Below are 14,001 nucleotides of genomic sequence, written 5' to 3' on the forward strand. Positions count from 1 at the left end.
ACGCCTTGTCACCCGTGCTGGCACAAGGCCTACGCGACAAGCCGTTCCCAACGAGGTTGACGCTGAAGATGTCCTGTGGTACGGTAAATATATCGTAACCATATTACTCATATTCCTGAAACTGTATAATTACTGCTTTGCTGGAGGTTTTTGTATGCCGATGTTGAAGGTTGGCGAGGCAACCGTCGAGGTTGCCCAAGGCACACGTCTCGCGGTGGCAATTGAACAGGCCGGGGTCGAAATTGGGCATCGTTGTGGCGGGCACGCGCGTTGTACCACCTGTCGTGTGACCTTTGCCGATGGTGAGCCGACAACGATGACCCACGCTGAATACGCCAAACTGAGCGAACGAGACCTCCTGGGCCAGTATCGCCTCGCCTGCCAGATTACCTGTGACCACGATATGATCATCGCCGAGGTTCCGATGACGAAAGCGAGCCAGAACTGGACCGATACTGGCCCCGCCCTCGAAGCTGAAGTGACCCCCGAAGCCGTCTTCTTCCCGCTTGATCAACTCACCTGATCAACTGGCTCAAGGCCGCCATACGAGCCAGAAACCGTTCAACGAAGGCCGCGCTGTCAAACCGGGCCACATAGCGAACATTCGCAGGTTGCCCGGTTACCCCCCGAAAATCACCGACGGTCTTGCCCATGGTCAGCTCACTCACTGTCTCTACCGTGACATAGAGTTCGGCCAGTTCGGCGAGTTCGGGCCACCAGACCAGGGCAAGGGCCGCGGGGTCGTTGATGGCACAGCCCGCCCACCCAAAATGTTCGCGGTGAAAGTCCATATAAAACCGGGTTGCGTCAGCAATAAACTGGGGCACAGGCCCACCATGCACACGCAGGGCTTGCACCTGCTCCTCTGTGACCCGCACCTGCTTGGTGATGTCCCACGGCATGATGGTGACCGGCATTCCGCTACTAAAGACAATCTGCGCTGCGTGGGGGTCGGCATAGATATTGAACTCGGCAAGCGGGGTCGTATTGCCTTGATCGTGCAAAGCCCCACCCATGATGATGCATTCGTGTACTGCTTTGGCGATCTGCGGCGCTTTGCGCAGCGCCAAGGCGACATTCGTGAGCGGACCGACCGCCACCAGCGTTACCTCGCCTGGGGCAGCCAGGATCTCGCGGATGATCATATCCACGCCATGCTCGGCCACGGGCACCGCCGGGCTAGCTGGCAAACTGGCATAACCAAGGCCGCGCCCGCCATGCGTCTTCCGTGCCGTCACCGGCTCACGTAGCAGCGGACGCTCGCACCCAGCCGCCACCGGAAGATGTAGGTGCCCGGCAAGCTGCAAGACGGCCAGCGCATTTGCCACCGCATCTGACAACGGGCAATTCCCATGCACGACACTTAACCCGGCAAGCTCTATTTCTGGCGAAGCAAGCGCCAGCAAAATCGCCAGCGCATCATCAATCCCGGGATCAGTATCAAGAACCACCCGGCGCGGACGTGAAGAGACCATATCCATAGCGCTTCCTCTCTATCTTCGCCACTCTGCCGCCCATTATAGAGCATAGCGCCTTCAGCGATCTGCATTGACGCCTCTGGCGCAAAGTGTCATAATGACCCTGCACATGGCAATACTTTCGCGTCCCGCATCAGTAGTTTGTGAAGTAAGTTTCCTGGGGTTGTATCACCCTGAGTACTACATGGCCTTCAGACCTCACAGGTCTTGAAGACCTGTGAGGTCTCAGGCCGATTTTGTTGCTTCGACATGGATTCAGGGTGTTGTAATAACGACTATATATGCATACACAAGTCCTTGATGGACGCTACGAGCTTGAGCAGAAGATCGGTGAAGGAGGAATGGCCCGCATCTATCTGGGCCTTGATCGGCGTCTCAATCGGCGCGTAGCGATCAAGATCCCGCATCGCCATTTTCTCAGTGAAAAAGATTTTCTTGAACGCTTTCGCCACGAGGCGCAAGCAGCAGCGATGCTCGCCCACCCCAATATTGTGGACATCTATGATGTCGGCCAGGATGGCGATGTTCACTATATTGTGATGGAATATGTGGATGGCACGGATCTCAAGACGCTTATTCTGCGCGAAGGGCCGTTGCCAGTCGCCAGAGCCATTGATCTCGCAACCCAGATTGCCCGTGGTCTCCAGGCCGCGCATCGTGCCGGCATGATCCATCGCGATATCAAACCCCAGAATGTGATCGTCACCCACGATGGTCAGGCCCACGTCACTGATTTTGGCGTCGCCAAAAGCCATCTCTCGACCGCCCTCACCGAGACCGGAATCTCGTTTGGAACCGTCGATTACCTTTCACCTGAACAGGCCCAGGGGCGTCCTGCCACCGCCCAATCTGATATCTATGCCCTTGGCATTGTGCTCTACGAGATGGTGACCGCACGTCTGCCTTTTACCGGCGATAACGCGGTGGCCGTCGCGATGAAGCATGTCTCTGAGGCACCGGTTCCGCCACGTCGTTTGAATCCGGCGATCCCGCCTGGGCTTGAGGCCCTCATTTTGCGTGCGCTGGCGAAGGATCCCGCCCAACGCCCCCGCGATGCCCAGGAATTCATCAATCTGCTGAGCAACTACAGCCAGTTGGCCCAACAAGCGACGACGATGAATCCGTCGCTGGCGCAAACCACGATCGCCACCCCGCCAGTGCGTCCATCCTCAGGCACCAGTAGTTCTGGGCGTTTCCCGGTACCACCAGCACCGCGCTCGACACCAGCACGTGCCCCACGGCAGGAAGGCCCGGGCTGTGGAGTCTTTCTCGTTGGTATGCTCGTGCTTGGGGTGCTCGTCGGAATGATCTATCTTTTCAACAGTGGGATGTTTAATGGTTTCATCGGTAGCCTTTGGGGCGCAGGAGGCAATCGCCCAACGCCGACGGTACCATCAGCCGTCACGCCAACGAGCGCGCCGGATGCGCCAACGCCAACGGTATCACTCGACGTGGGCATTCCGAATCTGATCGGGCTCAGTGTCGAAGCTGCCGAAACATCGCTGCGTCAATTGCAACTTGAACCCGTTCGCCGTGAGGCCTTTGATGCCACCGTCGCTGCCGGGCAGGTTATGAGCCAGGAAATCGCCCCAGGCACCCTGGTCTTGCCAGGCGAGCGGGTGACGTTTACCGTCAGTCTTGGCCCGCAACTCGTTGAAGTGCCTGATCTTATCCGTACGCCCGCTGCCATTGCTCGTTCACGCCTGACCGGGGTCGGCCTCGGCGTCGAAGTCGTTGAAACACCAAGCACCACGATTGACGCAGGTTTTGTGATTGGACAGACCCCGGGGCCGGGCCTCCGTATACCACAAGGCCAGGTGGTCGTGCTCACCGTGAGTCAGGGCGATGTCGTGCGTTTCCCCAATGTGATCGGGTTGCAACGCGACCAGGCCGAGCAGATCCTCGCTGATACACCGGGCATCACGCTGATCTACGTCGATGAACAAGGGCGTGATCGGCTCATTGATTATGATCGCTTCCGCGACAACGAAGTCGTGAGTGCCCAGATTGCCGATGGGCCACCGGTGCGCAATGGCGACATGGTTCCTCGCGGCAGCCAGGTGATCCTTGGGGTCAAAGCTCCCGGTGGCTAAAAGAAACCGCCAGCAAAGCTGGCGGTTTCTTCGTCGTATCAATGAGAGATAGGTTTAATCTTGCTGCGCCTCAGCAGCCACCTTCTGCAGTTTTTCAGCCTCTTCGAGCAAAAGGCGGCGCTCAGAAACAGCAAATGTGCCATCAGCCTGCTTGCGCCATTCTGCGTTAACTTCATACGCCCACTGACCAGCCGGTGTGCTGATCCAGCGAGGAGCCTTATAACGTCGTAGTTCCAGGGATGATGACATGAACGGATCTCCTTAACAATGTCTTGTTGCTCATTCTACCCGATTGTAGCTGAAACAGTTACAGTAGTGTAGAATCAAGTATACCATTGCTTGATAACAAGGTGTTTGCAGGAATGTGCTCGCGAGGTAACAAAAGTCTTATGTACCCTTTTGATCCCCACCACGTACGCCCTTTGTTTCCTGCCCTGTCCGAGCTCGTTGCCGGTCGCCAGGCCGTCTTCTTTGATGCTCCCGGTGGTACCCAGGTGCCCCAGATGGTGATTGAGGCCATCAGTGACTATTTGACCCGGCGCAATGCCAATACCCACGGGGCGTTTCTGACCAGCCAGCGTACCGATGAGACCCTTGCCGCAGCCCACGCAGCCATGGCCGATCTGCTCGGCTGTGCCCCCCACGAGACGGTCTTTGGGGCCAATATGACGAGTCTGACGTTTGCCCTGAGTCGCGCCCTCGGGCGTACTTGGGGGCCAGGTGATGAGATCATTGTGACCCGCCTCGACCATGATGCCAATGTGGCACCCTGGCGTGCCCTCGAAGAGCGCGGCGTGACGATCCGTGAAGTCGATGTTGATGTCGAAGATTGCACCCTCGATATGGCAAGCTTCGCGGCCTTGCTCTCACCACGTACCAGGTTGGTCGCTGTGGGCTATGCCTCGAATGCCGTTGGAACAATCAATGATGTCGCCACGATCATACGCCAGGCGCGCCAGGTCGGGGCACTCTCGTTTGTTGATGCCGTGCATTATGCCCCCCACGGCCCCATTGATGTGCAGGCGCTTGACTGCGATTTCCTCGCCTGTAGTGTCTATAAATTCTTTGGCCCCCACGTCGGTGTCCTCTATGGCAAAGCCGAACACCTCGAACGCCTGCAGCCCTACAAAGTCCGCCCCGCCGCAAATACCTCGCCCGAACGCTGGATGACCGGTACCCAGAACCACGAGGGGCTGGCCGGCACCGTGGCAGCCGTTGCTTACCTCGCTAGTCTCGCCCAACCAGGTGCCCCCAATCGCCGCGCTGCCTTGCAAGCGGCGATGCAGACCATCCAGGCCTACGAACGCACCCTGAGCGAGCGCCTGGTCAGCGGGTTGCTCCAGATTCCCGGGCTCACCTTCTATGGCCTGCGCGAACCCGAGCGCTTTGCCACACGCACACCCACTGTCTCTTTCCGGCTAGAAGGCTATACCCCGCGGGCCATCACCGAGGCACTAGCCGCCCGCGGCATTTTTGCCTGGGACGGCAACTACTATGCGCTGAGCCTCAGTGAGCGCCTCGGCGTCGAAGCCCACGGGGGCATGGTGCGCATCGGTCTGGCCCACTATCACACGATCGAAGAAGTCGAGTACCTGCTTGCCGAGCTCAAACAGTTAGCGACAACCCACTGATATGCAAAAATCACCCCTGCTGGCGATCTTTCTGGTCGTCTTTATTGACCTGCTCGGCTTTGGCATTATTCTGCCCCTTCTGCCATTTTATGCCGAACACCTCGGGGCAAGTGAGGTGCAGGTTGGTTTGCTGCTGGTCACCTATGCCGCCGCGCAGTTTGTTGGCGCACCGATCATCGGGAGCCTGTCGGATCGGTTTGGACGCCGCCGCATTCTTGTCCTGAGCCAGGTTGGTACCGTTCTGGGCTTTGCGCTGCTTGGCCTGGCAACCTCGCTGCCGATGCTCTTTCTGGCCCGTTTTGTCGGCGGCATCATGGCCAGCAATATCACGGTCGCCCAAGCCTACATCAGCGACGTCACCGACGAGAGCAATCGCGCCCGTGGCCTGGCGCTGATCGGGGCGGCGTTTGGCCTGGGCTTCATCCTCGGGCCAGTCTTTGGTGGGCTACTTGCCACGTTCAATTTTGCTCTGCCCGCTTTTGCTGCTGCGGCCGTTGCGTTCCTATCTCTGCTCGTCACCATTACGGTCTTGCCGGAACCACCCCAGCGCCGACGCAGTGGCCAGGGCGGCCCCATCGCAACCTTCAAGGCAATCTTCAGGCTCAGCCAACGCCCTTTGTTAAAGCCCCTCTACCTGACTGGTTTCCTGAGTGCGCTGGCCCTCATCTGTTTCCAGAGCTGTTTCGCCCTCTACGGTGAACGTCGCTACAGCTTTGGCCCACGTGAAACCGGCCTGTTGCTCGCCTATGTCGGCGTGGTTACCGTCATTTTGCAAGCAGGCTTTACCGGGCGCCTTGTCAAACACTTTGGCGAAGAACGCCTCATCATCACCGGAACAATCCTGCTCTATGCATCGTTGATGATCACAGCGATCGCCTGGATCTGGCCCATTCTGCTTCTCTCATTGATGCTGGTGGCCCTCGGCTCGGGCTTGATTGGGCCAAGCCTGCAGAGCCTCTTGATCCGCACCAGCGAAGCCGACGAACGCGGCCAGGTACTGGGGGTCTACACGTCACTCGATAGCCTGGCCCGCATGGTTGCGCCTATTCCCGCGACGTGGATGCTCGGCGCCGTTGCTCCGGGGGCCCCGCTGTTGCTCGGCGGCGTGCTCGCCGCGCTCGCGGGGGTCGCGGCCTACGGCGTCTACCGTCGGCGTCCCGTCCTCTCCCAGGCCATCTGAGCCGCTGGCTCTAACCCCATCAAACCTGCCAGGTGTGCGCCGGGACACCGCTCCGTGCCCCCACAGAGCGCGCCGGCGCACACCTGGCAGGTTTCCTATGGCGCGACGAAGCCGCCCGCCATCCAGACGCCCTCTGGTCAAACCCTTTGACGGGGGCCCCGTCTATCAGGGCACCCGCAAGGGGTGCCCGAGCCGGGGGCCAGGGGCCGGGGGCTGGGTAGGGCACCCGCGAGGGGTGCCCCGTCTATCAGGGCACCCGCAAGGGGTGCCCCGTCTATCAGGGCACCCGCAAGGGGTGCCCCTACTTCGCGCCTCTGCGCCTTTGCGTCACCGGTCTTCCTACCAACTCACCACGCAATTGCGCCCCTGCGCCTTGGCCGCGTACAACGCCTGATCGACACGATCAATCAGGCGTTCAATCGACTCGTCACTCGGCAGATGCTCAGCAACCCCGATGCTCACCGTCACCGTGATCACGCCACGCTCGGTCACCACCTCAAGTTGGCTGATCTGCTCACGTAACCGCTCGGCCGTCGTCATTGCTGCGTCAAGCCCCGTATTGGGCAACAGCACAATGAACTCTTCACCGCCATAACGCCCAATCACATCAGCCGACCGCATTTGTTCAATCGTCACCCGCGCCACCTCTTGCAAGACCAGATCACCCGCAGGATGCCCAAAACGGTCGTTCACCTGTTTGAAGTGATCAATATCAAACATCATCAACGCGAGCGGACGATGATAACGGACTGCGTTGTTAAAATTGTGTACCCCCAGCGCAAAAAAATGACTCCGGTTGAGCACCCCCGTCAGCCAGTCCGTGCGCGCAAGATACTCCTGCCGTACCAGGGCCTCTTTCAATTCGCGATTGGCAACTTCAAGGGCTGAGCGCGCCTGTTCCAGCGCCAGGTGGGTGCGTACCCGTGCCAGCACCTCTTCGGGGTGAAACGGCTTGGTAATATAGTCAACCCCACCCACCTGAAACGCTTTGAGCTTATCATCCGTATCGCCAAGGGCACTCAGGAAAATAATCGGAATGCTGCGCGTCGCCTCGTCGGCTTTCAGTTGCTCACACACGCTGTAACCATCAAGATCAGGCATGCGAATGTCAAGCAAAATAAGATCAGGTGCTGCTGCCCGCACTGCCGCCAGAGCGGCGGTTCCCTTGGTCACAGGGCGAACTTCATACTGATGGTCAGCAAGCAGTTGTGCAAGCAAGCGCAAATTCGCAGGGGTATCATCAACGATCAAAATCGTTGGTAACTTTGGTGTTGTCATAGTGATTCTGACCCTGGTATCTCCAGCCAGGCAAGCAAGGTTTCATACGCAAAGTCATCTATCCAGGTTGCCATCTGAGTAGCTAAATCAGGATAGCTTACCTTTATCTGATCGATCAGCGCATACATCTGGGTAACATTGGCTTCAACGGCTGCCTGACGTAATTGATCACGCCAGATCGGATCAAGGCTATACATTGCGCGATCGCCCGCAGACGGATGCGTGCCGTTCGCTGGCTGGGCTTCATAACAAAAGTGGGCACCCAGATACTGTTCGAGCTTCAACACAATTTCGTGCTCACGAAATGGTTTGGCAATGAAAGCATCGCAACCAGAAGCTAAAATATGTGCCTGAGCCTCGCCAAAGACACTCGCCGAGAGGGCAATAATCACCGGACGCAACAGCGCCGGATCATCATCACACGCCCGGAGGATATGGTGAGTGGCATCAATGCCATCCATCACCGGCATCCGTAGATCCATCCAGACAACGTGAGGCTGCCAGGTGCGCCACCGCTCGACGGCTTCAGCGCCATTTGGCACACCCTCCGCTTCAAAGCCAAGCTGCTGCAGCAGTGTCACCAGCAAGCGTGCATTTTCAGGGCGATCATCGGCGACCAGCATGCGGTAGTTGGGTTGGCCTGGCTCAAGCCCAATTGCCCGCGCATAGCTCGGCAGAGGTGCCAGTTGCCCGGTTGCCGAGCTTTCCACCTGCAACGGCAGTGTCAGGGTAAAGACCGAGCCTTCACCCGGAATGCCCCTACTCGCCGCAACCAGACTCCCGTCAAGCAACTGCGCAAACTCATAACTAATCGTCAAGCCAAGGCCGGTACCTTCACGCATTCTATCAGGCATCGATGATTGAATGAACGGGTTGAAGATCGACTCTAGATCATCAGGCTCAATGCCAGTCCCTGTATCCTGCACCTCGAAGATCAGTTGCGGGACAGGTAAGATCTCGGCGCGTACCCGCAGGGCCACCTGACCAACGGTGGTAAATTTGATCGCATTGCCCAACAGGTTGATCAAGATTTGCCGCAGTTTGGCCTCGTCGGTGGTCACCCACGGTGGGACAGTCGGTGCCGCCTCGATGTTCAGGGCCAGCCCTTTGCTCTCAGCACGCAGCCGAAAGAGGATGCGCAGGTCGTCAAGCAGCCGCTGCAGGTCAACCGGGCCAGCCAGGAACGTGTGCCGGCCCGCCTCGATCTTCGCCATATCGAGCACGTCGTTGATAATGTGCAGTAGGTGCTCGCCACTCCGGTTAATCGTATCAAGATTCTCGTGTTGCGCCGGGGTCAGGTTGGGATCACGTGCCATTAATTGCGAAAAACCGAGAATCGCATTGAGTGGCGTGCGCAATTCGTGACTCATATTAGCAAGAAAGACGCTCTTGGCATGATTGGCCGCTTCGGCCTGCTGCTTGGCAACCAGCAACGCCTCTTCAACGCGCTTGCGCCCGGTAATATCCTGGCCCTGGGCAATCGTCGCCAGCGGCGTTACCCCGTCGGCCTCAAACAGCGTCGCCGAGTTCCAGAGCACCGTCCGCACCGAACCATCACGATGCTGGATCTTGATCTCTACGGTTTCCCACCGTTCACCCGTCAGCGTTTTGTGAATGAGCGTCATTGATTGCTCGGCAAGTTCCGGTGGAAAGAGCAGCTTCAAGAGTTGATCTTTAACCTCGGCCTCACGCCAACCAGTCAGGTGTTCAAACGCACGATTAAAGCGCGTAATGCGAAACTGCGGATCCCAGACGATGATCGGCGCATTGGCATAGTTGATCAGGTTCTCGAGGTAGGCGTTGGTCTCACGTAACGTCATTTCAGTCTGTTTACGCTCGGTGACATCCCGCGTCACGCCCAGAATTTCGACCTCACGCTGTTCGTTCCATACATAGGTTGTAATTACTTCCGTATGGATGATATGGCCGTCTTTGTGCGGTTGATCAATCTCGTTGATGCGCGCGATCGTTCCTTCAGTCAAAGCAAGAAATGCGCTCAGATGCTGGCGCAGTTCCTCCTCCACCACACGCCGCGACTCCTCGGTCAGGGCTGCCGTCACCGGTTCAGCCATGATCTCTTCGGGGGTGTAGCCACGTAGCTTCTGCACCGACGGACTCACATAGGTAAAACGGCCACTCAATGGATCCATCAGCCAGATCACATCTTGGGTATTTTCTGAGATCAGCCGATAACGTGCCTCACTCTGTCGTAGCGCTTGCTCGATCCGCTTACGCTCGGTGATATCATGCATCACCGTGATCATGTGGGGCACCCCTTGCAACGAAATAACTTTGACCGAAACCATCGCCGTGAGTTCCGTGCCATCTTTACGCAAAAAATCCACCTCAATGTCCTGACAAAAACCTTGCGTCCGCATCAGATCGAGCATCGGGTAGCGATCTTCCGGGTTTTTCCAGATCTTGATCACAGCCGCGTTCTTCCCAATAACATCCTCGGGGGTAAACCCAGTCAGCAGCGTAAAACCTTCATTGAGCTTGACAACATGCCCCCCCTCTAGCTGGGTAATGATCACGGCATCAAAGCGTGCATTAAAAATGGCTTCTAGGTTTTCGCGTGCTTCACGGCTTTCACTATGCAACTGCTGGTTGACCAGTAGAATAAAGCCGAAGGTCCAGAGGGTGGTCGTGCCAAGCGAGAGCAAATAGGTCACGGTTTCCATCGGCGAAAGCTGAAGCATCGCCGCATCCAGGCTATACACCAGCGGCTCGAAGCCACGCAAGCTAAAGAAGACGCCATTGATCAGAAAGACCAGCGCCAGAAAAGAGGATGCGCTCGGTACCAAAGACCCTTTGTTGCGCCACAACGTCCACGCGATCAAACCCGAGAAGAGCGCTACGCTGAACGAGAAGAGCATGCGACGGGCAGCCAGGCTGTCAAGACCATAGCTCAGGGCGACAAGGGCCAGCAGAAAGCTCGCCCAAAAAGCGATCAGAAAACCACGCTGCTCGCGCCCACCAAAAAACCGCACGATACCAACATAGATCGCCGTCATACCTGCCAGAAAAAAGATGTTGTTGGCAAAAATGACCACCGTGCCAAGAATGCGCTGCTGAAGCAAGGCGTAGGTCACAAAACCCAGGGTGATCGCCCCCATACCCGGTGCCCACCAACCCACGCCAGGGCGGCTCTGGTTGACCCAGGCAAGGCCAGTAAGCGCCACCACTTGCAGCAGGTTGGCAATGATCAAGGTGATCGAGAGGGTGAGTGCATCAATATTCATAAACGTATACAAACTACTTGTTACTCTCTGAACAAAGTTTTCCGGGTGTGGTCACTCTGAGCGATGAGTCACCCTGAGCATGAATCAGAAAATGCACGTTACACACCACTTATATGCCATGATGAAGTCATATAATTAAGATTAAGTATAAATATATGTACGCACGTTGTCCATCAGTACTCATACGGATGCATCTGTATGATTCGCGCCGCGTACGGTCAGTGTCCATCCTGTCTGTTCACGTACACGCGTGACGGCCTCGGTCAAGGCAGCCCTGCTGCACGCGCCCTGTACCCGCACAACCACCTCGCGGGTGGCGTTCTGCAAAGCCGGCGAACTCTGCGCCGTCAAGCCAGGTGGCAAGGCTTCCCGCGCCGCTCGCATCAGCGCCTCCTGGTGCGGCTGCGGCCAGAGGCGTACAGTCCAGCCAATGAACGCCGCCAACTCAGCCAGTTGTGCTGCATAGGATGAACGAGCAATCAGGGGAAAATGGAAACGTAGGGTTACAACCCGCGTTTGCTGATCCGCACTCGCTTTGTAGCATCCGCTCTCGGGTCCAAACCAGGAACGTGCGGTGCTCAGGGCAAAGTTGAGTTCGCTTGGCATGGCCCCTTCAGGCGGCGCAAAACTCGCTTCATCCACCGCCACCGCCGCCTCCTGCGGCACCCCAGGCACTCTGAGCGTCAGACGTAGCCCCGTCCGCTGCTGAAAGGTCGCGTCAACCGCGGCAATGGTTGCCGGATCGACACGACCCTGGCAACGCACTTCAACCCGTCCTTCATCATGGTAGATCGCCGGACTCCGCTCGGCTTGCAGACCCTCGGGGAGCAGTTCGAGCGCCAACGCAGTCAGTTGCGCCTGATGCGGATGCGGCCAGACCGTCACGGGTACGTCTGCTTGGGCAGCGATGCGCTTGAGCGCCTCGGCATCACGTTCCGCAGCGACCACCGGAAAGAAGTAGCGGAGCGTGACCGCCCCGGTCTCGGCATCAATGCTGCGCTGGTAGAGATCGGGGACCGCTCCAAGGTGCTGATCAATGATCGCCTGGATGCCTGCACTATTGATCCGTGGCCCGGTGCGACGACCACCGCCCGCTGCCAATACCCGTCGCACCTCGGCAGGCGCAGGCAAACGCCACAGCCCGGGCGCAAGGGGCAACGGCACAAAATAGGCGCTGCCAGCTTCCAGGATCGCCCCGGCCTGCACTTCCTGCTCACTGGTAACCTCCGGGCCATACCAGACCCGCGCAAGCTCACGTATACTCATCGTCTGCATGCCCGAACCATCGCGCAGCGTCGTCCAGAGCCGTTCGAGTCCGGCGGTCTCAAGCACCTCACCGTTGCCCAGGGCATGGGCAGGCTCGGCAGGTTCGGGCGAAGGGGGAAGCACCACACGCCGTCCCCCACGCGCCGCCGGCACAATGGTCAACGTCTGACCATTCTGAGGGGCGACCAACTCGGCCAGGCCAGCGAGACGGGCCGCCAGCGCCGCACGCGCCTCGGGATCGCCATGCACCAGTGCAACCGTACGCGGCTTGAGCGTGCGCACCAGCGCAGCCAGTTCGTCGCCATCGGCATGCGCACTGAGCCCATAACGCCCGATCTGGCAGGCCACCTGCACCGTACGCGCTCCAAACGTCATCTGGCGACGCTCAGGCTGCGCATCAGCCAGATCAAGCAAACGGCGACCTGGGGCCTCCTCGTCGAGGTAGCCGCTAAAGAAGATCGCCGCCTGCGGCTGCTCGGCAAGGCGCTCGGCATACCAGACCGACGGGCCACCGGTGAGCATCCCCGACGAGGCAATGATCGCAGTGGGCGGCCCGGTCAGCACACGTTCACGCTGGATCTGGTTCTCGACGGGCTGAATACGGCTGCTAAAAAAGGGCCGCCCACCGCCCAACACATAACGACGCAGCGCGGGGCCAAGCGCATCAGGAAACGCGGCGTAGGCCGCACAGACGGAACGAACCAGTCCATCAACAGCAATGGGAAACGGCGGAATCACGCCATCGCGTTGAGCGGCGCGCAGAATCAGAATCACCTCTTGCGCCCGCCCGAGCGCAAAGGCCGGAATCAAGCAGTGACCACCGCGTTCGATCACCTCGGCCACCGCCTCGGCCAGACGCCGCTCTTCGATCGCCCGATTAGGATGCAACCGCGCCCCATAGGTACTCTCGAGCACCAGCAAATCCGGGCGTAGCGGCGCAGGCGTCGCCGCCCCCAGGATCGTCCGTTGCGGCGTGATGCTGACATCACCGCTGATCACCAAACGCCCATCCTGCGCCTCAAAGCCGAGGCTCACCGCCCCAGCGATATGGCCGGCACGCTGCGCATAGACCAGCACATCGGGCAACTCGGGCAAGCGCTGCTCGCCAACCGCAAGCGGGCGAAGGCGGCGCAGCGTCGCGGCGACCAGCGCATCATCATACAGAGGCAACTCAAGTTCGTCGGCGGCACGGCGGGCCATCACCCGCACGGCATCACCAAGCATCACCTCCATCAAGCGCAGGGTCGCCCCCGTCGCATAGATCGGCACGCCCGGAAAGCGATCAGCCACCAGGGGCAAAGCGCCAATATGGTCAGCATGGGCGTGTGTCACCAAAATAGCATCAAGGTGAATCCCATCGAGGGCAGCCAGATCAGGCAAACGATCGCCGCCATCCATGCGCACCCCGGCATCAACCAGCACATGCCGCCCGCCAAGCACAACCACTTGGCAGGTCGCACCCACGCCACTCGCACCACCAAGAAACTGGATCTGCATATCATTCACCTGCTGTCAGCTACGCTGGCAGCGTGTGCCAGCAAAAGAGTCGTTCCTTCGCGGAAGCAACCAGGAGGGAGTGCCGACTTCAGTCGGCTTCCGGCTCAGCCGACTGAAGTCGGCACTCCGGTACGCCCGATGGAATGGGTAAAACCCAGAACGCCTCGGCGACGGTCTGCAAAGCCGACCTTCGCCGGCTAGATGAGGCCGCGCAGGCGGCCTTCACAACCCGTAGCCGAGGGCTTCAACCCGACGGTGCTCCGGTCAGGTGGACGTTGCATGAGTCCTAAGAGCGACGCCGCTCTAGCAGAAAAGCCCGCTGCAAGCATGTTACAA

At 58.8% G+C, this 14,001-nt stretch carries 9 protein-coding genes; 4 read left to right on the top strand and 5 right to left on the bottom strand.

Annotation, left to right across the window (positions count from 1 at the left end; genetic code table 11):
- The first annotated feature begins 154 nt into the window (after positions 1 to 154).
- Complete coding sequence (locus EKD05_RS08830; RefSeq protein ID WP_129672074.1) at positions 155 to 523, top strand: 2Fe-2S iron-sulfur cluster-binding protein; 369 nt, start codon at positions 155 to 157, stop codon at positions 521 to 523.
- On the opposite strand, the gene EKD05_RS08835 is transcribed toward EKD05_RS08830, so the two are convergent.
- On the bottom strand, positions 516 to 1,481 hold the full coding sequence (locus tag EKD05_RS08835) for a nucleoside hydrolase (RefSeq protein WP_240695697.1): 966 nt from the start codon (positions 1,479 to 1,481) through the stop codon (positions 516 to 518). The genes EKD05_RS08830 and EKD05_RS08835 overlap by 8 nt on opposite strands.
- Positions 1,482 to 1,759: 278 nt before the next feature.
- Between EKD05_RS08835 and pknB the strand changes: the two genes are divergently transcribed.
- Complete coding sequence (gene pknB, locus EKD05_RS08840) at positions 1,760 to 3,571, top strand: Stk1 family PASTA domain-containing Ser/Thr kinase (RefSeq protein ID WP_129672075.1); 1,812 nt, start codon at positions 1,760 to 1,762, stop codon at positions 3,569 to 3,571.
- A 54-nt stretch (positions 3,572 to 3,625) separates the two neighbouring features.
- Here pknB and EKD05_RS08845 read toward each other — a convergent pair whose 3' ends face one another.
- Complete coding sequence (locus EKD05_RS08845) at positions 3,626 to 3,820, bottom strand: hypothetical protein (protein WP_129672076.1); 195 nt, start codon at positions 3,818 to 3,820, stop codon at positions 3,626 to 3,628.
- A gap of 140 nt (positions 3,821 to 3,960) precedes the next feature.
- Here EKD05_RS08845 and EKD05_RS08850 point away from each other — a divergent pair, with 140 nt between their 5' ends.
- Together EKD05_RS08850 and EKD05_RS08855 are read left to right on the top strand one after the other, a co-directional pair.
- Complete coding sequence (locus tag EKD05_RS08850; protein WP_129672077.1) at positions 3,961 to 5,202, top strand: cysteine desulfurase-like protein; 1,242 nt, start codon at positions 3,961 to 3,963, stop codon at positions 5,200 to 5,202.
- A 1-nt stretch (position 5,203) separates the two neighbouring features.
- Positions 5,204 to 6,382: an MFS transporter gene (locus EKD05_RS08855; protein ID WP_129672078.1), complete on the top strand. Its 1,179-nt coding sequence runs from the start codon at positions 5,204 to 5,206 to the stop codon at positions 6,380 to 6,382.
- Positions 6,383 to 6,721: 339 nt separating this feature from the next.
- Here the strand turns inward: EKD05_RS08855 and EKD05_RS08860 are convergent, their stop codons facing one another.
- The 3 genes from EKD05_RS08860 to EKD05_RS08870 form a co-directional block, all read right to left on the bottom strand.
- Positions 6,722 to 7,660, bottom strand: a complete 939-nt coding sequence (locus tag EKD05_RS08860) for a diguanylate cyclase (RefSeq protein WP_129672079.1) — start codon at positions 7,658 to 7,660, stop codon at positions 6,722 to 6,724.
- The gene (locus EKD05_RS08865; protein WP_129672080.1) at positions 7,657 to 10,902 is read right to left on the bottom strand and encodes a PAS domain S-box protein; all 3,246 of its coding nucleotides are present in this window, start codon (positions 10,900 to 10,902) and stop codon (positions 7,657 to 7,659) included. Before EKD05_RS08865 ends, EKD05_RS08860 begins: the two co-directional genes overlap by 4 nt.
- 180 nt (positions 10,903 to 11,082) lie before the next feature.
- Positions 11,083 to 13,665, bottom strand: a complete 2,583-nt coding sequence (locus EKD05_RS08870) for an MBL fold metallo-hydrolase (protein WP_129672081.1) — start codon at positions 13,663 to 13,665, stop codon at positions 11,083 to 11,085.
- Positions 13,666 to 14,001: the final 336 nt, after the last annotated feature.

The organism is Candidatus Chloroploca sp. Khr17 (assembly GCF_004138165.1).
Lineage (GTDB): Bacteria > Chloroflexota > Chloroflexia > Chloroflexales > Chloroflexaceae > Chloroploca.